Here is a 17,145-nt window from a genome sequence, read left to right as displayed (position 1 = left end):
GATCAGTCGACCTCCTCGACCGTCACGAGGTGGCGGACGGTGTGCACCATGCCGCGGAACTCGGGGCGGTCCTCCTTGACGACCTGCGTGTTGATGCCCTTGAGACCAAGGGAGCGCAGGGTGTCACGGTGGTTCTGCTTGCTGCCGATGTAGGACTTGACCTGCGTAATCTTGAGCTGAGCCATGATTACGCACCCGCCCCGGCACGCGCACGGAGCAGAGCCGCGGGGGCGACGTCCTCGAGCGGCAGACCACGGCGGGCCGCGATCTCCTCGGGACGCTGCAGGCCCTTCAGGGCCTCCACGGTCGCGTGCACGATGTTGATCGCGTTGTCGGAGCCGAGCGACTTCGACAGCACGTCGTGGATACCGGCGCACTCGAGCACGGCACGCACCGGACCACCGGCGATAACACCGGTACCCGGGGACGCGGGCTTGAGCAGCACGACGCCGGCAGCCTTCTCACCCTGGATGGGGTGCGGGATGGTGCCCTGGATACGGGGGACCTTGAAGAAGTGCTTCTTGGCCTCCTCAACGCCCTTGGCGATGGCGGCCGGCACCTCCTTGGCCTTGCCGTAACCGACACCCACGGTGCCGTCACCGTCGCCCACCACGACCAGCGCGGTGAAGCTGAAGCGACGACCACCCTTCACAACCTTGGCGACACGGTTGATCGCGACAACGCGCTCAACGTAAGCGGTCTTCTCGGCGGCAGCTGCGCCGCCGTCACGGCCCTTCCGGTCCCGCCGCTCGCCGCCACCGGCACCGCCACCGCGGCGCTGGGGTCCAGCCATTGGAATTACCTCTCTCTTTTTCCGCTAGCTACGAACGGCTCAGAACTTCAAGCCGGCTTCGCGGGCGGCGTCCGCCAGGGCGGCGATGCGCCCGGCGTACTGGTTGCCACCACGGTCGAACACGACGGCCTCGACACCGGCGGCCTTGGCACGCTCGGCGACCAGGGCGCCGACCTGCTTGGCCTGCGCGGACTTGTCGCCCTCGCCACCGCGGACCGACGTGTCCAGGGTGGACGCCGACGCCAGGGTGTGACCCTTGATGTCGTCGATCACCTGGGCCACGATGTGGCGGTTCGAGCGGGTAACGACCAGGCGAGGACGCTCCGCCGTACCGGAGATGTTCTTCCGGATCCGGATGTGACGGCGCTTGATCGCGGCGCGCTTGTAGGCGTCGCCCTTCAGGATCTTCTGTCCGTATGCCATGGCTTACTTACCCGCCTTTCCGACCTTGCGGCGGATGACTTCGCCCTCGTACTTGACGCCCTTGGCCTTGTACGGGTCGGGCTTGCGCAGCTTGCGGATGTTGGCCGCAACCTCGCCGACCTTCTGCTTGTCGATGCCCTCGACCTGGAAGCGGGTCGGGGTCTCCACCTTGAAGGTGATGCCCTCGGGCGCCTCGACGGTGATCGGGTGGCTGTAGCCGAGAGCGAACTCGAGGTTCGAACCCTTGGCCTGCACGCGGTAACCGACACCGCTGATCTCGAGCTTCTTCACGTAACCCTCGGTCACGCCGGTGATCATGTTCGCCACCAGCGTGCGGGACAGGCCGTGGAGGGCCTTGTTCTGACGCTCGTCGTTGGGGCGGGTGACGTTGAGAACGCCGTCCTCACCCTTGGCGATGTCGATCGGCGCAGCGACGGTGTGGGTCAGCGTGCCCTTGGGGCCCTTGACCGAGACCGTACGGCCGTCGATGGTGACGTCCACGCCGGCGGGAACCGTGATGGGGAGCTTGCCAATACGCGACATAGCTGTTTCCTCCGTTCCCTTCCGCTACCAGACGTAGGCGAGGACTTCCCCACCCACGCCCTTCTTGCCGGCCTGCTTGTCGGTCAGGAGACCGTGCGACGTGGAGATGATCGCCACGCCGAGGCCACCGAGGACCTTGGGCAGGTTGGTGGACTTCGCGTACACCCGGAGACCGGGCTTGGAGATCCGCTTGATGCCCGCGATGGAGCGCTCACGGTTCGGGCCGAACTTCAGCTCGAGAACGAGGTTCTTGCCGACCTCGGCGTCCTCGACCTTCCAGCCCGTGATGAAGCCCTCCTGCTGGAGGATCTCCGCGATGTGCGACTTGATCTTGGAAGCGGGCATCGTCACGGAGTCGTGGTATGCCGAGTTCGCGTTCCGCAGACGCGTAAGCATGTCTGCGATCGGATCAGTCATGGTCATGAATTGGCCTTCGGCCTCTCTCGCCGGGGTTTCCTGGTGCGCCATCCCTCTCCCCGATCCGAGACGGGACGGGTGCGGCGCGGTGGACCTACGGCGTAGTAAGTCGTACGGGCAGTCGTCAGACGCCCAACCCTCCCAGCCTAAGCCATGGAGGGGAGGGCGTCTGACACGCCCATTGCTTACCGAGAGCTTCGGGAATCCCTAAAAAGCGGGGACTACCAGGAGCTCTTGGTCACGCCCGGCAGCTCGCCACGGTGAGCCATCTCACGAAGGCACACGCGGCACAGGCCGAACTTGCGGTACACGGAGTGCGGACGGCCGCAGCGCTGGCAGCGGGTGTACGCACGCACACCGAACTTGGGCTTACGAGCAGCCTTGGCAATCAGAGCCTTCTTCGCCATCTCGCTCACGCCTCCTTGAACGGGAAGCCGAGGTGACGAAGGAGCGCGCGGCCCTCAGCGTCGTTGGTCGCCGTGGTGACCACGGTGATGTCCATACCCCGGACGCGGTCGATCTTGTCCTGGTCGATCTCGTGGAACATGACCTGCTCCGTGAGACCGAAGGTGTAGTTGCCACGGCCGTCGAACTGCTTGGGGGACAGACCACGGAAGTCGCGGATGCGCGGCAGCGCGAGCGACAGGGTGCGGTCCAGGAACTCCCACATGCGGTCGCCACGGAGCGTGACGTGGGCACCGATCGGCTGACCCTCACGCAGCTTGAACTGCGCGATGGACTTGCGGGCCTTGGTGACGGCCGGCTTCTGACCGGTGATCGTGGTGAGGTCGCGGATGGCGCCCTCGATCAGCTTGGAGTCGCGGGCGGCGTCGCCCACACCCATGTTGACCACGACCTTCACGAGGCCGGGGATCTGCATGACGTTCTCGTACTTGAACTCGTCACGCAGCTTGCCCGCGATCTCCTCGCGGTACTTCGTCTTGAGACGCGGAGTGGTGGTGGTAGCCATCAGATGTCCTCACCCGTCCGCTTGGCAACGCGGATCTTGTTGCCCTCGTCGTCGAAGCGGTAACCGACACGCGTGACGACCTTGTTGCCGTCCTTCTCAACGACCAGCTGGACGTTGGAGACGTGGATCGGCGCCTCGGTCGTGACGATGCCGCCGGCCTGCGAACCGCGAGCGGTCGGACCGGCCTTGGTGTGCTTCTTGACCCGGTTGACACCCTCGACCAGGACGCGCTCGTCGCGCGGGTAAGCGGCAATGACCTTGCCCTGCTTGCCCTTGTCCTTACCGGTGATGACCTGGACCAGGTCGCCCTTCTTGATCTTCATGCTTACAGCACCTCCGGCGCGAGCGAGATGATCTTCATGAACTTCTTCTCGCGCAGCTCACGGCCGACGGGGCCGAAGATACGGGTGCCGCGAGGGTCGCCGTCGTTCTTCAGAATGACGGCGGCGTTCTCGTCGAAGCGGATGTACGAGCCGTCCGGACGGCGGCGCTCCTTGACGGTGCGAACGATGACCGCCTTGACGACGTCACCCTTCTTCACGTTGCCACCGGGGATCGCGTCCTTGACGGTGGCGACGATGACGTCACCGATGCCCGCGTAGCGGCGACCGGAGCCACCGAGCACACGGATGCAAAGGATCTCCTTCGCACCAGTGTTGTCGGCGACACGCAGTCGCGACTCCTGCTGGATCACGTCTATCTCCTGTTTGTCTGCCGGTTCCCGGCAGGGGCCCTTCTCTTACGAGGGAGCCCCTGCCGAGCCTGGCGGAACTGACCTGCGGGGGGTGCCCCGCAGGAAATTACTTGGCCTTCTCGAGGATCTCGACGACGCGCCAGCGCTTCGTCGCCGACAGCGGGCGGGTCTCCGCGAGGAGGACCCGGTCGCCGACGCCGGCAGCGTTCTGCTCGTCGTGCGCCTTGAGCTTGTTCGTACGGCGGATGACCTTGCCGTACAGCGCGTGCTTCACGCGGTCCTCGACGGCGACGACGACGGTCTTGTCCATCTTGTCGCTGACGACGAGACCCTCACGGGTCTTGCGGAAGCCGCGGGCCTCTGCGTTCTCAGTCACGTTGCTCTCGCTCATGCGTTCTCCACCGTTTCGATGCCCAGCTCACGCTCGCGCATCAGGGTGTAGATCCGCGCGATGTCCTTACGGACGGCCTTCAGCCGACCGTGGTTTTCGAGCTGACCCGTGGCCGCCTGGAAGCGGAGGTTGAACAGCTCTTCCTTGGCCTCGCGGAGCTTGTTCAGCAGCTCCTCGTTGCCCAGCTCGCGCAGCTCGGACGCCTTGGTACCGGCCGACATCACGCTTCACCTGCCTCGCGCTTGACGATCCGGCACTTCATCGGCAGCTTGTGGGCCGCACGGGTCAGCGCCTCACGGGCGATCTTCTCGTTGGGGTACGACAGCTCGAACATCACGCGTCCGGGCTTGACGTTGGCGATCCACCACTCCGGCGAACCCTTACCGGAACCCATGCGGGTCTCGGCAGGCTTCTTGGTGAGGGGACGGTCCGGGTAGATGTTGATCCAGACCTTGCCACCACGCTTGATGTGACGCGTCATGGCGATACGAGCGGCCTCGATCTGGCGGTTCGTCACATACGCCGGGGTGAGCGCCTGGATGCCGTACTCGCCGAACGCAACCTGCGTGCCGCCCTTGGCAGCGCCGGAGCGCTTCGGGTGGTGCTGCTTGCGGTGCTTGACCCTACGGGGGATCAGCATGTCGGTCAGGCCTCCGTTCCGGTGCTCTCAGCAGCCGGAGCAGCGGCCTCGGCCTGGGGGGCCTCGGCGGCGGGAGCCTGCTGCTGCGGCTTGCGACCGCGCCGCTCGCCACCACGGCCACCACGGGCCGGGCGGTCGGCACCACCACGGGCCGGGCGGTTACCCGCACGGGCCGCAGCGTTCTCGGCGCGGACCTCGGCGATGTTCTTGACGTCGCCCTTGTAGATCCAGACCTTCACACCGATGCGGCCGAAGGTCGTCTTGGCCTCGAAGAAGCCGTAGTCCACGTTCGCGCGGAGCGTGTGCAGGGGCACACGGCCCTCGCGGTAGAACTCCGAGCGGGACATCTCGGCGCCACCGAGGCGGCCACCGCACTGGATCTTGATGCCCTTGGCGCCGGCCTTCATCGCCGACTGCATGCTCTTGCGCATGGCACGGCGGAAGGAGACGCGGGAGGAGAGCTGCTCGGCAACGGCCTGAGCAACCAGCTGAGCGTCCGTCTCGGGGTTCTTGACCTCGAGGATGTTCAGCTGGACCTGCTTGCCCGTGAGCTTCTCGAGGTCACCGCGGATGCGGTCGGCCTCGGCGCCACGGCGGCCGATGACGATGCCCGGACGCGCGGTGTGGATGTCCACGCGGACACGGTCACGGGTGCGCTCGATCTCCACCTTCGAGATGCCGGCGCGCTCCATGCCGGACGTCATCATCCGACGGATGGCGACGTCTTCCTTGACGTAGTCCTTGTACAGCTTGTCGGCGTACCAACGCGACTTGAAGTCGGTCGTGACACCGAGCCGGAACCCATGCGGGTTTACCTTCTGGCCCATTACCGGGTTCCTTCCTTGCTGCTGACGACCACGGTGATGTGGCTGGTCCGCTTGCGGATCCGGTAGGCACGGCCCTGGGCGCGCGGCCGGAACCGCTTCAGGGTCGGACCCTCGTCGACGTACGCCTCGGAGATGTAGAGGCTGTCGGCGTCGGTGTGGTCGTAGTTGTGCGCGGCGTTGGCGATGGCGCTGTCGAGCACCTTGCCGACCGGCACAGAGGCTGCCTGCGGAGCGAATCGCAGAACAGCCTGAGCCTCCGTGGCATCCATGCCACGGATCAGGTCCACCACGCGGCGGGCCTTCATGGGCGTGACGCGGATGTACCGCGCCTGGGCCCTGGCTTCCATGGTTGTCCCTCTCAGTTACTTACGTGTCTGAAGTGCGATCCGCTACTAGCGGCGCTTCGACTTCCGGTCTTCCTTGACGTGACCCCGGAAGGTGCGCGTCGGCGAGAACTCGCCGAGCTTGTGGCCGACCATCGACTCGGTGACGAACACCGGGATGTGGGTCTTGCCGTTGTGCACCGCGAGCGTGTGGCCGAGCATGGCCGGCACGATCATGGAGCGACGGGACCAGGTCTTGATGACGTTCTTGGTGCCGGCTTCGTTCTGGGCGTCCACCTTCTTGATCAGGTGGTCGTCGACGAAGGGCCCCTTCTTGAGACTGCGCGGCATCTAAACCCGCTCCTAGCGCTTCTTGTTCGTCTTGCGGCGGCGGACGATGTACTTGTTCGAAGCCTTCTTCGGCGAACGAGTACGACCCTCCTTCTGACCCCACGGGGAGACCGGGTGGCGACCACCGGAGGTCTTGCCCTCACCACCACCGTGCGGGTGGTCGACCGGGTTCATCGCCACACCGCGGACGGTCGGGCGAACGCCCAGCCAGCGCTTGCGGCCGGCCTTACCCCAGTTGATGTTGCTCTGCTCGGCGTTGCCGACCTCGCCGACGGTGGCGCGGCAGCGCACGTCGACCAGGCGGATCTCACCGGAAGGCATGCGGAGGTGAGCCATCTGGCCCTCCTTCGCGAGCAGCTGCACGGAGGCACCGGCGGAGCGGGCGAACTTGGCGCCGCCACCGGGACGGAGCTCGATCGCGTGGATCGTGGTACCGACCGGGATGTTGCGGAGCGCCAGGTTGTTGCCCGGCTTGATGTCGGCCCCGGGACCGTTCTCGACGCGGTCACCCTGCTGCAGGTTGCGCGGGGCGAGGATGTAGCGCTTCTCGCCGTCGGCGTAGTGCAGCAGCGCGATGCGCGCGGTGCGGTTGGGGTCGTACTCGATGTGCGCGACCTTCGCCGGCACGCCGTCCTTGTCGTGGCGACGGAAGTCGATGACACGGTAGGCGCGCTTGTGTCCGCCACCCTGGTGGCGAACGGTCACACGACCGGCGTTGTTACGGCCGCCCTTGCTGTGCAGGGGGCGGACCAGCGACTTCTCCGGCGTGGACCGCGTGACCTCGACGAAGTCGGCGACGCTGGAACCACGACGGCCCGGCGTAGTCGGCTTGTACTTGCGGATTCCCATTTCTCAGTCCTCGTCCGATATCGGACGATCCGGACCGCCCTTAGGCGGTCGGACCGCCGAAGATGTCGATACGGTCGCCCTCGGCGAGGGTCACGATCGCGCGCTTGGTGGCCGCACGCTGGCCGAAGCCGGTGCGGGTCCGCTTGCGCTTGCCCTGGCGGTTGATCGTGTTGACCCCGGTGACCTTGACCGAGAAGACCGCCTGGACGGCCTGCTTGATCTGGGTCTTGTTGGCGTTCGGGTCGACGATGAACGTGTACTTGTTCTCGTCCAGGAGCGCGTAGCTCTTCTCCGACACGACCGGCTTCAGCAGCACGTCACGGGGGTCCGTGTACGCCTTGCTGGGCGCGGTGATGACGGTGTTCTTGCCCTCGGCGGCGTGGCGGCGGGCCTTGGCGACGCGCGCGGCCTTGGCCTTCTTCGCAGCCTTGGAGGCAATCGCGGGGTGACGGATGGCCATCAGACCTCAGTCCCTTCGGTGTCGTTGGCCTTCGGGCCGGCGACGAAGGACTCGAGAGCGGCCTGGGTGAAGACCACGTCGTCCGAGACGATCACGTCGTACGTGTTCAGCTGGCCCGGCTCCAGGATGTGCACCTGGGGCAGGTTGCGGGCGGACAGCCACGCGGCCTCGTCGGCACGCTCGACGACCAGGAGCAGGTTCTTGCGCTCCGAGATCTTGCCGAACAGCGACTTGGCGGCCTTCGTGGAAGGAGCGTCGCCCTCGATCACGCCGGTGACGACGTGGATGCGGTTGTTGCGGGCCCGGTCGGTGAGGGCGTGACGCAGCGCGGCAGCCTTCATCTTCTTCGGGGTCCGCTGCGAGTAGTCACGCGGCACGGGACCGTGCACGACGCCACCACCGGCGAACTGCGGCGCGCGGGTAGAGCCCTGGCGCGCACGGCCGGTGCCCTTCTGACGGTAAGGCTTCTTACCGCCACCACGAACCTCGCCGCGGGTCTTGGTCTTGTGCGTGCCCTGGCGGGCAGCCGCGTTCTGCGCAACGACGACCTGGTGGATCAGCGGGATGCTGACCTTCTCCACGCCGAAGATCTCCGCGGGGAGCTCGACGCTACCGGTCTTCTCGCCGGCAGGCGAAAGGATGTCAACAGTGCTCATCGGTTACCTCAGGCCCCCTTGGCCGCGGTGCGGACCAGGACGAGGCCGCCGTTCGGACCGGGGACAGCGCCCTTGATGAGCAGCAGACCCTTCTCCGCGTCAACGGCGTGGACGGTCAGGTTCTGGGTGGTGACCCGCTCGTTGCCCATGCGACCCGCCATGCGGAGGCCCTTGAACACGCGACCCGGGGTGGCGCAGCCACCGATCGAGCCCGGCGAGCGGTGCTTGCGCTGGGTGCCGTGTCCGGCGCCGAGGCCCTTGAAGTTGTGACGCTTCATGACACCGGCGAAGCCCTTGCCCTTGCTCTTGCCGGTCACGTCGACCTTGATCCCGGCCTCGAACACCTCAGCGGTGATCTCCTGGCCGAGGGTGTACTCGGAGGCGTCCGCGGTGCGGATCTCGACGAGGTGGCGACGGGGGGTGACGTCGGCCTTGGCGAAGTGGCCCTTGAGGGGCTTGTTCACCTTGCGCGGGTCGATCTCGCCGAACGCGATCTGGACGGACTCGTAGCCGTCGACGTCGTTCGTGCGGACCTGGGTGACGACGTTGGGGCCGGCCTTGACGACGGTGACCGGAACAACACGGTTGTTCTCGTCCCACACCTGCGTCATGCCGAGCTTCTCGCCCAGGATGCCCTTGATCTGCTTAGCCATTCTCAGCTCACCGACCCTCAGAGCTTGATCTCGATGTCGACACCGGCCGGGAGGTCGAGTCGCATCAGAGAGTCAACGGTCTTGGGGGTGGGGTCGAGAATGTCGATCAGGCGCTTGTGCGTGCGCATCTCGAAGTGCTCGCGCGAGTCCTTGTACTTGTGCGGCGACTTGATGACGCAGTACACGTTCTTCTCAGTGGGCAGCGGCACCGGGCCCGCGACCGACGCACCAGTGCGGGTCACCGTCTCGACGATCTTCTTCGCCGAGGAGTCGATGACCTCGTGGTCGTAGGCCTTGAGCCGGATGCGGATCTTCTGTCCCGCCATGGCTACTCAGTAGTCCTTTGTCTCGTAACGCTCTGGTACCCGGTGTTCCTGACCCCTGCTCCGACCCACGCGGTCGGGCGTGTCGCGCTTTCGCTGACACAGATGTCCCTTGTTCGAACATCCCTTGCCTGAGAAAGAGAATCACCGGGCGCCTGGTCGGTGCCGCACCTTGCTTCCCGAAAGATTCCCGTACGTCCGCCCCAGCGCTGCCGTGTGGCAGTTAGGGCGACGAGTACTGTGGGACTCGCTTCCGGTCCTCCCGGCGGGAGGCGCGCAGCATCAACACTCGACCGAGCAACTCGGACAGTCTGCCATATGGGGTGGGGGGTCCGCCAATCGAGCCGGAGAGAATACCCCGGGAGTGACGCAGGTCAAACACGGGTGCTCGCCGCGAGCGGCCACGCAGGACCGGAACCTGCCCGGTGGACCGCGCTGCCGTCAGAAGGCCGGGTTCTCGTGGGAGACGAGGGCGGCCGTGAAATAGAGGGGAAGGCCGTCCTCCGGGTCCACCGGTACCTCCTGCGAGGTCTCGCGGCTGAAGACGATCGTCAGGTCCCGCACCACCGGCTCCTCCGGATGGGAGTCATCGATCTCGTAGCCGGCGGCGGAGAAGATCTTCAGCAGCTCACGCGCCGGGGTCCGGAAGACGTCGTTGCCCCGCCACAGGACCCGCACGTCCGATTCCTCGTCTTCGGGGGCGGAGACATCCACGGCATTGACCGTCTCCTGGTCCCGGAGAATCACAATGACGTCGAAGCCGTCACCCATGGCCTGGATCTTGACCGTGGGGTTGTGCTCAAGAGGACCCACCACACGAACCTCACCCCACGGCGGTCTCCAGGAACGGGACCGGCGGCGGCCGTCGAGCCCGAGCCGCCGCCGGTCGCGCCACCGGTCTGGTCATTGCCGCGGTACACCCAGCGCCGACCGCCGTCGCCGCCTTCCTCATGCCACCGCGATCGCGGAAGGAAGCCGCCTCGCACCGGACCGGTGATGCCGGTGTTCGTGGCCTGGACTGCCGGAGCACTGCTTGTTCTCGCTGACGCCTCTTCGGTGGTGGTGCGGATCACGGAGAGACAGAACAGGCGGCCCTCAGTCCCGCAGCCGGGCCAGGGCGAAGTCGACGAGTTCCTCGATCCCGATCTCGCGCGGCACCCCGTCCTGCGTGTCCCACTCCGCGACGAGCCACACCCCGTCCCACATGACGCGCCAGACGTGGCCGTGCCGGTTTTCGAACTCGACGATGCTCCCCGCTCCGCCTTCCATCTCGCGGAGCTCCTCCTCCAGCCGTTGGGGCTCGGTGAGGCCGCGGCCCGGGTTCGTGCTGCGACCGCGGGTGCGGGTATTGGCGTACCGCATCTTCAGGAAGGGCAGTGGCCCGCGGTCGAGGTTGTTGAGGCGGAGCATGCGGTAACGCGTGATGGCCTCTTCGAGCGTCTCGGCGCCGGAGAACTCGCAGGAGTACGCCGGGAAGGCCAGCCGGACGTGCGCAGTCAGCTCCGGCTTCTCCACCCGGTAGAACTCGTGCACCTCGGGTGCGATGCCGACGACCGCGTCGAAGGACCGCCCGGCGGGTGGTTCGAAGCCTTCGAGCGCGCCGAGAAAGGGATTGCGGACGAAGATCTCGTCCTCGTGTTCACGCGCGAACAGCAGCGTGGCCGTGGCCAGTTCCCGGTCATAGGAATTGCGGCCACTCAACTGCAGCAGTCGCTTCCCGTCGGCTGACAGTGCCCCCGCGAACGTGACCCGCGGTGTGGGCGACCAGCTCCAGGCGTCGGTCAGACCCTCCAGCGGCGTGACGTTGCGGAATTCCGTGACTACGGAACGGATGTCCAAGACTCCTCCATGATCAGTCGCATGAGTACCCGTCCCCGACCTCTTGGATGTACGTGTCGGTCATACGTCCGCCGCCCCTCGAGTTCTCCCGCCATTCCATCGGTTCGAGGTGGTCCGTGTTGTTGTAGAAGTCGTTTCGGGTGGCACGGTCGCTGAAGCGGCCCTCTCGATTCCAGTGCTTGACCACGGGGTCGAGGTGTTCATAGGTCACCGTACGGTTGAAGGGCCTGGGATTCTCCGCCCGGGGATCCCAGATCACCTGGTCGTTGCCGTTGCGCCACGTCAACTGGTCCCGTGGAATGCGCTGGCCGTTGTCGTCGCGCGGCACACCGCCGAGCGCCTGCCCCTCGTCCGTGTAGTTCTCGACCATGTAGTCATGGGTGGACTGGCGGTAGCCAGACGGGTACTGGTTCTCCCGCGTGTACTCCCGGTCCCCCTCGGGCAGACTCGGATCCCGTGCGAACCGGTTGTTGTTGTTCGGGTCCTGCCACCACAGGCCGAGCGGGTCGCTCCACCGGTACGGGTTGGGGACATAGGCACTGTCGTTCGTGGCAGGCGCGAGCCCGAGCGGGTCAGGGCTGACGTACTGCCCGGTGAGCGGGTCGTAGTGCCGCATGAAGTTGTAGTGCCAGCCGGTCTCGTCGTCGGCGTACTGTCCGGGAAAGCTCAGTGGGCAGACGACGTCGCCATCGTCGGCTCGCGCCCCGTGACCGGGGAGAAGACTCCCCCACAGCGTGGTGCGTCGTTGCCACACCACCTCGCCCTCCTCGGAGACCAGTTCGGCCGGTGCACCGGAAAGGTCGGCGACGATGGCCTGGAACCGTGCCTTCGTGTCCACCGCGACCCGGTCGAGCTGGGCGACCGGGTGATGGCTGCCCGGGATGTAGTCCCACGTCATGGCACGGCCGTCAGGAGTCACCTGCTCAGCCAGACGCGTACCGTCCCAGGAGAAGAGGATCTCCTCCGCGACACCGTCGTCCTCGCCCATCCGCCGCTTCGCCACGCGGCGGCCGGCGGGGTCGTAGAGGTACGTCCACCGGTGCCCGTCCGGGGTCGTCGCCCCGATCAGCTGACTACGGCTGTTCCAGGTGTACGTCCGCACCCGTCGCTGCCCGTTGAGCAGCCGCTGGACAGTGCGTACGACGCGCCCCTCGCCATCTCGTTCGTAATGGGTGCGCCCGCTCCGCCGGATCCGCGTTCCGGTGAACGTCCGGTACGTGTCCTCGTCGTCGGCGACGGGAGTCGATGCTCGCGTCACGTTGCCCAGCTCGTCGTACTGGTAGCTCTCGTGCCATCCGCGTGCGTCCACGGCAGTGACCCGGCCTGCCAGGTCGAGGGCATAGCTGCGGGTCGCACCGCTGAGTTCCTCGACCGCAGTCGGTACTCCGTCCGGCCGATATGTGTAGGTGCGCTGCTGGAGCAGGGCCTCGTCCGCGTCGAGGGCCCCGGCACGGACCAGCCGCTGGACGGAGAGTCTGCCCGCGTCGTCCCAGGACTGGTCGAGGATGACACCGCCCGGCAGCCGGCGGGCCGTCTCACGGTCCTGATCGCCGAAACTGAATCCGATACGGCGGCCGTCCGACTCAAGCGCCAGGGGCCGCCCCATGTCGTCGTACGTCCACGTCGACTCGATCCCCGTGGGGGTACGCCGCGCGACCCGTCGCCCGAGCGCGTCGTACTCGAACGTCGTCGTCCTGCCGTTGACGCTCTCCGCGAGGAGCAGGCCATCCGGGCTGTAGGCGCGCTCGACGGTGACGTCCGGACAGTCTTCCCGGATCAGGTGTCCTGCCGTGTCGTAGGTGTAATGGGCGGAGACACCGTCGTACTGCGTCTCGACCGTGCGCCCCAGAACGTCCCTGAGGAACACGACCGTCTCGCCTGCACCGTTGACGCGTGACAGGAGCTCGCCCATGGCGTTCAGCTCATAGCCGAGGGTGCGTCCGCCGAAGTCGGTCTCGGACACGAGGCGGTTGGCTTCGTCGTAGTCGTACTCCCATGTGTTGCCCTGGGGGGCGGTCACCCGAACCAGGTTGAGCTCGGTGTCGTAGGCAAAGGAGTGGCTGGTGCCGTCGGCGAGCCTGCGAGTCGTCACCCTCCCGAAGGGAGCGACCTCGAACGTGGTGGTGCGCCCCAGGCCATCGGTCTGGGACAGCAGGTGCCCTTCGGCGTCCCAGGTCCAGGATTCCTCGGTTCCGTCGGGTGCCTGACGCCACACCGTCCTTCCCTCGACATTCGTACGCAGACGCGTGACTCGCCCCGACGCATCCGTGTAGCTGCTGATCCGGCCGAAGGCGTCACGCTCGATGCGGCTCACGGCGCCCCGTGCGTCGGCGAACTCGATCGGCAACCCCGCGGCGTCACACCGAGCCCGGCTGGTGCGCCCAGCGGCGTCCGTCACGGCGACGAGGCCGCCGGTCCGGTCGTACTCGTAGCGCGTCTCGGTACCGGAGGGACCGAGGGAGGAGATGTGGTTGCCGAAGCGGTCGTAGGAGTATCGCCATATCGCTCCGCTCGGCCTGACCGCCCGCACCAACTGGTGCTGTTCGTCGTACTCGGCCTCGGAGACCGCGCCGTCGGGACGGATGACCGTGGTGAGGTTGCCGACGGCGTCGTAGCCATAACGGGTGGTCCGGCCCAGTGCGTCGGTCTGGGCGAGGAGTCGGTCGTGGCGGTCCCACTCGTTCGTCAACGACTGTCCGAGTGCGTTCGTGGACGAGACAAGCTGCAGCCTGTCGTTGTAGTGGTACGTCGTGGTGCGGCCGAGCGAATCCGTGTAACGGGTAGTGCGGCTCTCCGTGTCGTAGGAGATGGTGCAGTTCAGGATGGAGTCGACACCTTCACCTCGTATGACGCGGTGAGCCTCGTCGTAGGCGAATCGATACCAGGAGCCCGTGCGGTCGGTCCATGAGGTGATGCGGTCGTCGATGTCGTACGTGAACCGGTACGGCAGGTCTGTGGAGTTGATGATCTCGGTGAGCCGGCCGCCCTCGTAGCCGTATCGCACCAGGTCCGTCGACTCACCGCCGGAGTCGACCAGACGCAGCCCCGTCACCTTGTCGTCGGCGGAGTCGACGGCCACGTGGTAGCCGCCAGAGTGACGCAGAGAGAGTGGCCTGCCATCCGCTCCGTACTCGAAGTCGACCCGGTTGCCATTGCGGTCCGTCAGCGATTGGAGGGGCATGGTGAACGTGACATCGTGTGCCGGAGTCTCCACCGGAGCGAAACAGCGGGTGATACCGGACATCGGATCCGTGACTCGCATACCGCCGGGGCGTCGGCCGTCCCAGGACAAGGGCCACCGCGGCCCCTCCAGCGGCATGACCTCGCCGTCGTCCTCAGGGACGGGATAGACCAGGATCATGCCGTCCTCTGTGGCGAACAGGACCCCCTCGTCGTCGAGCTCCAGTCGTTGGTCCAGCGTGGAGGTCCACGAGGAACCGAACCAGCGACCCCAGCGATACGTCGACAGGTGTGTGCGGGCGACGCCGAGCCTCAGGACCCCGGGAAGCAGGACATCGGTCGCGGTCATCAGCATTTCACCGGACACCATGTCGACGGGATCGCCGTTCTTGCAGCGGCCCTTCGGTGGCTTGCCCTTCCCGATGGCGTCGTCGGCTCCCTTGCGCAGACCGTTCTTGCCCAGTCCCTTGACCATGGCCTTGAGGCCGCCCTTGCCCAGCGACTTCATGCCCTTGGCCAGCTTGCCGAGACTCGTGATGCCCTTGCCGCCGGGTATGCAGTCCATCGCGGCGAACGCTACGTCCCATAGGGAGGCTTGGCCCTTGGAGTATTTGTAGAGCGTGTCGGCGAGCACGACGAGCGCGGCCACAACGACGATCGCGGCCAGGATCGGCCCACCGATGATCATCGCGATGACACCGACCACCGCCACGACGATCTTGCAGACGGCGACGATGTTGTCCCAGTTGTCCGTGAACCAGTCGCCGACCTCCTCCCACCACGACCGGTTCTGAATACCGGCATCGGACGCCTCGTCGATCTTCGTCTTCGCGGTGTGCGCGGCCTCCTCACGCATCTTGCGCGCGTCCTCGGCCATCTTCTTCGCCGCGGCCAGCGCACCCTCGGCGTTGTTGACGTCCGTCTGGGCGCTGGTCTGCGCGGACTTGGCATGCTGGGCGTCCCGCGTGGCGGCCCGGACCTTGCCCTCGTCGGGCTTGTCTCCGCCGGACTTGCTGCCGGTGGGGTCGTCCTTGTACTTGTCGGCTTCCTTGTTCGCCCGCGTCACCCACGAATCAGCGGAGGCAAGACGGGAGTTGGCCGAGGACAGATCGCTCTGCGCCTCCCGGCCCTTGGCCAGCGCCCGGTCGGCCAGGGCCTGGGCGCGCTCCAGCTTCGGCCAGAAGTCGGCGAGCGCGTCCCCGCACAAGTCGTAGGACTTCTTCAGCTTCTTCAGGTTCTTCGGGACATCCCCGAACTCGTCCTTGAAGACCTCCGCCGACTTGCCCGCCCACTCCAGCAGGGTGTCCTCACCCGCCATGCCATTGACCAGGCGCAGCGCGTCGGAGACATCGTCGGCGAAGTCGTGCAGCGTCTTGGCCAGCAGCTTGATCCGGTCCGGATCCCCCGGCGTCGGATCCTTCTCCAGATCCAGGACATGCCAGTCCGTGGGCCGATGCCCCGCCATACCGCAACCCCCGTCACGCACGCATCGTCAACAACAGCTCTGTGCACACGCGAACTTACAGGGAACGGTCGTTCGATGCGAAGCTCAGCCAGCTCGGCGTTCGCAAATGATCTCCCAAGCGCTTTCCGTCGCGTACGTGACGTTCAGCCTCCAGGTCTCCACCTTGTCCGCCACCCTTGACGCGATCTTCCGCCACTTGAACCACAACGGCAGGTCGCGGAACGGGACGTAATCCAGCGTGTCGTCGACAGCATTCACCGCGAAGCCCCTGTGTCCCTCCGCACGCAAAGCGGCGTACAGCTCCGGTGTCAACGCGCCGTTGAGACGGGCTGCGACACCCGCGGCCGTATACGCGAAGCCACGCTGATCGCGGTCCGGCAACTGCATCGCCCTGATGATCCGGGGCGACGCCTCCTCCAACGAGCAATGGAGGGCCAGGGCGATCACCGCCGTACCCATGGGCCACTCCCCACGCTCGAACGCGGCATCGACCTCGGCGGGGTCGTCGATGCCCGACACACCCTCACCGGTCTTCCAGTTGTGCTCAGGCGTCGCGCCGGCCCCACCGCTCGTCAAGCCGTCACCCTGTGAACCGGAACGTCGACGTGATCGCGTCGAAGATGTCGAAGAAGGAGTCCGCCAGGTCCAGGACCTGGCTGCTGCCGCCCACCAGGGCGACCTTGCCCTCCTGCCCCGGCACCGGGATGTACGTCTGCATCAGCACCGCACGGATCGTGCGGTTCAGCGCGTCACCCGGTACGACGATGTCCTCGATGCCGTAGGTGCGTGCCGCCGGGCCGACTCCGGGGATGTCGACGGTCGTCACCTTGCGCCAGGAGTCGCCTTCCTTCTTCGCCTCCTTCACGGCGAGTTGGCTCGCGATGACGGAGGGGTCGGTGGAGAGGGGCTCGCCGCGTTCGTTGCGGCCGCCGACCATCGACACCGTCACCGATCCCGTGATCGGGGTGTCGCCGCCGAAGTTCTCCGCCATGCAGCCGCAGTAGAGGGCGCCCGACTTCCAGGCGTCGGCCGCCGCCTTGCGGAGGAAGTCGTTGTAGACGTCCTTGTACTGGGCCAGTTCCGGGCGCTGGGCGATGCGGTCGTTCACCATGCGGCGGATCGAGTCGTCCCGGGACTCCGGACGTACGTCGAACTCCCACCACGACTCGGGGACCTTGATCCGGAAACCCCCGCGCTCGACCGTGAGCGCCTCCATGTAGCGGGCCATGACGTCGACCTTCCCCGTTCTGCGTTCTGCTCCGCATCCGTTTGCCCGATCGCTCGCTGCAACCGTTGCGTTGTACCGTGCACGTCAGACTACGAGATCGGGACCGGGGGACGGGGACGG

At 66.4% G+C, this 17,145-nt stretch carries 25 protein-coding genes; all 25 read right to left on the bottom strand.

Annotation, left to right across the window (positions count from 1 at the left end):
* Nucleotides 1–2: 2 nt before the first annotated feature.
* The 25 genes from rpmD to DI272_RS27270 all read right to left on the bottom strand — a co-directional run bounded on the left by rpmD (nt 3) and on the right by DI272_RS27270 (nt 17,025).
* On the bottom strand, nt 3–185 hold the full coding sequence (gene rpmD / locus DI272_RS27395) for a 50S ribosomal protein L30 (RefSeq protein WP_003974250.1): 183 nt from the start codon (nt 183–185) through the stop codon (nt 3–5).
* 2 nt (nt 186–187) lie between these two features.
* Nucleotides 188–793 (bottom strand): 30S ribosomal protein S5, encoded by a 606-nt coding sequence (gene rpsE, locus DI272_RS27390; RefSeq protein WP_009190144.1) that lies wholly within the window; start codon nt 791–793, stop codon nt 188–190.
* Nucleotides 794–832: 39 nt separating this feature from the next.
* Nucleotides 833–1,216: a 50S ribosomal protein L18 gene (gene rplR, locus DI272_RS27385; RefSeq protein ID WP_089099426.1), complete on the bottom strand. Its 384-nt coding sequence runs from the start codon at nt 1,214–1,216 to the stop codon at nt 833–835.
* A gap of 3 nt (nt 1,217–1,219) precedes the next feature.
* Nucleotides 1,220–1,759, bottom strand: coding sequence for a 50S ribosomal protein L6 (gene rplF / locus DI272_RS27380; protein ID WP_109497891.1), 540 nt, complete (start codon nt 1,757–1,759; stop codon nt 1,220–1,222).
* A gap of 24 nt (nt 1,760–1,783) precedes the next feature.
* Entirely contained in the window at nt 1,784–2,182 is a 399-nt protein-coding gene (gene rpsH, locus DI272_RS27375; protein ID WP_007384075.1) for a 30S ribosomal protein S8, read from the bottom strand.
* Between the two features lie 215 nt (nt 2,183–2,397).
* Nucleotides 2,398–2,583 (bottom strand): type Z 30S ribosomal protein S14, encoded by a 186-nt coding sequence (locus DI272_RS27365; RefSeq protein ID WP_003956452.1) that lies wholly within the window; start codon nt 2,581–2,583, stop codon nt 2,398–2,400.
* A 5-nt stretch (nt 2,584–2,588) separates the two neighbouring features.
* Entirely contained in the window at nt 2,589–3,146 is a 558-nt protein-coding gene (rplE, locus tag DI272_RS27360) for a 50S ribosomal protein L5 (protein ID WP_109497890.1), read from the bottom strand.
* Nucleotides 3,146–3,469 carry a 50S ribosomal protein L24 gene (gene rplX, locus DI272_RS27355; protein WP_053674523.1) on the bottom strand — a complete coding sequence of 108 codons (324 nt, stop codon included), beginning with the start codon at nt 3,467–3,469 and terminating at the stop codon, nt 3,146–3,148. The genes rplE and rplX overlap by 1 nt, the downstream gene beginning before the upstream one ends.
* A gap of 2 nt (nt 3,470–3,471) precedes the next feature.
* Nucleotides 3,472–3,840 (bottom strand): 50S ribosomal protein L14, encoded by a 369-nt coding sequence (rplN, locus tag DI272_RS27350; RefSeq protein WP_003998823.1) that lies wholly within the window; start codon nt 3,838–3,840, stop codon nt 3,472–3,474.
* Nucleotides 3,841–3,946: 106 nt separating this feature from the next.
* A complete protein-coding gene (gene rpsQ, locus DI272_RS27345) occupies nt 3,947–4,231 on the bottom strand; it encodes a 30S ribosomal protein S17 (protein WP_058923761.1) in 285 nt (94 codons plus the stop codon).
* A complete protein-coding gene (gene rpmC / locus DI272_RS27340; protein ID WP_059079052.1) occupies nt 4,228–4,452 on the bottom strand; it encodes a 50S ribosomal protein L29 in 225 nt (74 codons plus the stop codon). The genes rpsQ and rpmC overlap by 4 nt, the downstream gene beginning before the upstream one ends.
* Nucleotides 4,452–4,871 (bottom strand): 50S ribosomal protein L16, encoded by a 420-nt coding sequence (rplP, locus tag DI272_RS27335; RefSeq protein WP_009327094.1) that lies wholly within the window; start codon nt 4,869–4,871, stop codon nt 4,452–4,454. Before rplP ends, rpmC begins: the two co-directional genes overlap by 1 nt.
* A gap of 5 nt (nt 4,872–4,876) precedes the next feature.
* Complete coding sequence (rpsC, locus tag DI272_RS27330) at nt 4,877–5,698, bottom strand: 30S ribosomal protein S3 (protein WP_079308658.1); 822 nt, start codon at nt 5,696–5,698, stop codon at nt 4,877–4,879.
* The gene (gene rplV / locus DI272_RS27325) at nt 5,698–6,045 is read right to left on the bottom strand and encodes a 50S ribosomal protein L22 (protein ID WP_019329637.1); all 348 of its coding nucleotides are present in this window, start codon (nt 6,043–6,045) and stop codon (nt 5,698–5,700) included. The genes rpsC and rplV overlap by 1 nt, the downstream gene beginning before the upstream one ends.
* Nucleotides 6,046–6,090: 45 nt before the next feature.
* Nucleotides 6,091–6,372, bottom strand: coding sequence for a 30S ribosomal protein S19 (rpsS, locus tag DI272_RS27320; protein WP_023547380.1), 282 nt, complete (start codon nt 6,370–6,372; stop codon nt 6,091–6,093).
* A gap of 12 nt (nt 6,373–6,384) precedes the next feature.
* On the bottom strand, nt 6,385–7,221 hold the full coding sequence (gene rplB, locus DI272_RS27315) for a 50S ribosomal protein L2 (protein ID WP_059192905.1): 837 nt from the start codon (nt 7,219–7,221) through the stop codon (nt 6,385–6,387).
* Nucleotides 7,222–7,261: 40 nt separating this feature from the next.
* Complete coding sequence (gene rplW, locus DI272_RS27310) at nt 7,262–7,681, bottom strand: 50S ribosomal protein L23 (protein ID WP_079308659.1); 420 nt, start codon at nt 7,679–7,681, stop codon at nt 7,262–7,264.
* Nucleotides 7,681–8,337 (bottom strand): 50S ribosomal protein L4, encoded by a 657-nt coding sequence (gene rplD, locus DI272_RS27305; RefSeq protein WP_097267808.1) that lies wholly within the window; start codon nt 8,335–8,337, stop codon nt 7,681–7,683. Before rplD ends, rplW begins: the two co-directional genes overlap by 1 nt.
* An 8-nt stretch (nt 8,338–8,345) precedes the next feature.
* Nucleotides 8,346–8,990: a 50S ribosomal protein L3 gene (gene rplC, locus DI272_RS27300; protein ID WP_020135811.1), complete on the bottom strand. Its 645-nt coding sequence runs from the start codon at nt 8,988–8,990 to the stop codon at nt 8,346–8,348.
* Between the two features lie 17 nt (nt 8,991–9,007).
* Entirely contained in the window at nt 9,008–9,316 is a 309-nt protein-coding gene (gene rpsJ / locus DI272_RS27295) for a 30S ribosomal protein S10 (RefSeq protein ID WP_003948644.1), read from the bottom strand.
* A 438-nt stretch (nt 9,317–9,754) separates the two neighbouring features.
* Nucleotides 9,755–10,129 carry a hypothetical protein gene (locus tag DI272_RS27290; protein ID WP_109497889.1) on the bottom strand — a complete coding sequence of 125 codons (375 nt, stop codon included), beginning with the start codon at nt 10,127–10,129 and terminating at the stop codon, nt 9,755–9,757.
* Nucleotides 10,130–10,408: 279 nt separating this feature from the next.
* On the bottom strand, nt 10,409–11,152 hold the full coding sequence (locus tag DI272_RS27285; protein ID WP_109497888.1) for a hypothetical protein: 744 nt from the start codon (nt 11,150–11,152) through the stop codon (nt 10,409–10,411).
* 13 nt (nt 11,153–11,165) lie between these two features.
* Nucleotides 11,166–15,797, bottom strand: a complete 4,632-nt coding sequence (locus tag DI272_RS27280; RefSeq protein ID WP_109497887.1) for a DUF6531 domain-containing protein — start codon at nt 15,795–15,797, stop codon at nt 11,166–11,168.
* 84 nt (nt 15,798–15,881) lie between these two features.
* Nucleotides 15,882–16,373: a hypothetical protein gene (locus DI272_RS27275; RefSeq protein WP_109497886.1), complete on the bottom strand. Its 492-nt coding sequence runs from the start codon at nt 16,371–16,373 to the stop codon at nt 15,882–15,884.
* Between the two features lie 4 nt (nt 16,374–16,377).
* Nucleotides 16,378–17,025 carry a hypothetical protein gene (locus DI272_RS27270; RefSeq protein WP_109497885.1) on the bottom strand — a complete coding sequence of 216 codons (648 nt, stop codon included), beginning with the start codon at nt 17,023–17,025 and terminating at the stop codon, nt 16,378–16,380.
* Nucleotides 17,026–17,145 lie beyond the last annotated feature (120 nt).

The organism is Streptomyces sp. Act143 (assembly GCF_003143935.1).
In the GTDB taxonomy this organism is placed as follows: domain Bacteria; phylum Actinomycetota; class Actinomycetes; order Streptomycetales; family Streptomycetaceae; genus Streptomyces.
The sequence above is the reverse complement of the archived record's forward strand: the minus strand, read 5'-3'. Positions and strand labels throughout refer to the sequence as shown.

Coding starts and splice junctions, on each gene's coding strand:
- rplB (WP_059192905.1), bottom strand. CDS start 7,221: ATGGGAATCCGCAAGTACAAGCCGACTACGCCGGGCCGTCGTGGTTCC.
- rpsS (WP_023547380.1), bottom strand. CDS start 6,372: ATGCCGCGCAGTCTCAAGAAGGGGCCCTTCGTCGACGACCACCTGATC.
- rpsJ (WP_003948644.1), bottom strand. CDS start 9,316: ATGGCGGGACAGAAGATCCGCATCCGGCTCAAGGCCTACGACCACGAG.
- rplX (WP_053674523.1), bottom strand. CDS start 3,469: ATGAAGATCAAGAAGGGCGACCTGGTCCAGGTCATCACCGGTAAGGAC.
- DI272_RS27280 (WP_109497887.1), bottom strand. CDS start 15,797: ATGGCGGGGCATCGGCCCACGGACTGGCATGTCCTGGATCTGGAGAAG.
- rplR (WP_089099426.1), bottom strand. CDS start 1,216: ATGGCATACGGACAGAAGATCCTGAAGGGCGACGCCTACAAGCGCGCC.
- rpmC (WP_059079052.1), bottom strand. CDS start 4,452: ATGTCGGCCGGTACCAAGGCGTCCGAGCTGCGCGAGCTGGGCAACGAG.
- DI272_RS27270 (WP_109497885.1), bottom strand. CDS start 17,025: ATGGCCCGCTACATGGAGGCGCTCACGGTCGAGCGCGGGGGTTTCCGG.
- rplD (WP_097267808.1), bottom strand. CDS start 8,337: ATGAGCACTGTTGACATCCTTTCGCCTGCCGGCGAGAAGACCGGTAGC.
- rplC (WP_020135811.1), bottom strand. CDS start 8,990: ATGGCTAAGCAGATCAAGGGCATCCTGGGCGAGAAGCTCGGCATGACG.
- rplW (WP_079308659.1), bottom strand. CDS start 7,681: ATGGCCATCCGTCACCCCGCGATTGCCTCCAAGGCTGCGAAGAAGGCC.
- rpsC (WP_079308658.1), bottom strand. CDS start 5,698: ATGGGCCAGAAGGTAAACCCGCATGGGTTCCGGCTCGGTGTCACGACC.
- rplF (WP_109497891.1), bottom strand. CDS start 1,759: ATGTCGCGTATTGGCAAGCTCCCCATCACGGTTCCCGCCGGCGTGGAC.
- DI272_RS27365 (WP_003956452.1), bottom strand. CDS start 2,583: ATGGCGAAGAAGGCTCTGATTGCCAAGGCTGCTCGTAAGCCCAAGTTC.
- rpsQ (WP_058923761.1), bottom strand. CDS start 4,231: ATGAGCGAGAGCAACGTGACTGAGAACGCAGAGGCCCGCGGCTTCCGC.
- rpmD (WP_003974250.1), bottom strand. CDS start 185: ATGGCTCAGCTCAAGATTACGCAGGTCAAGTCCTACATCGGCAGCAAG.
- rplV (WP_019329637.1), bottom strand. CDS start 6,045: ATGGAAGCCAGGGCCCAGGCGCGGTACATCCGCGTCACGCCCATGAAG.
- rpsE (WP_009190144.1), bottom strand. CDS start 793: ATGGCTGGACCCCAGCGCCGCGGTGGCGGTGCCGGTGGCGGCGAGCGG.
- rplE (WP_109497890.1), bottom strand. CDS start 3,146: ATGGCTACCACCACCACTCCGCGTCTCAAGACGAAGTACCGCGAGGAG.
- rplP (WP_009327094.1), bottom strand. CDS start 4,871: ATGCTGATCCCCCGTAGGGTCAAGCACCGCAAGCAGCACCACCCGAAG.
- rpsH (WP_007384075.1), bottom strand. CDS start 2,182: ATGACCATGACTGATCCGATCGCAGACATGCTTACGCGTCTGCGGAAC.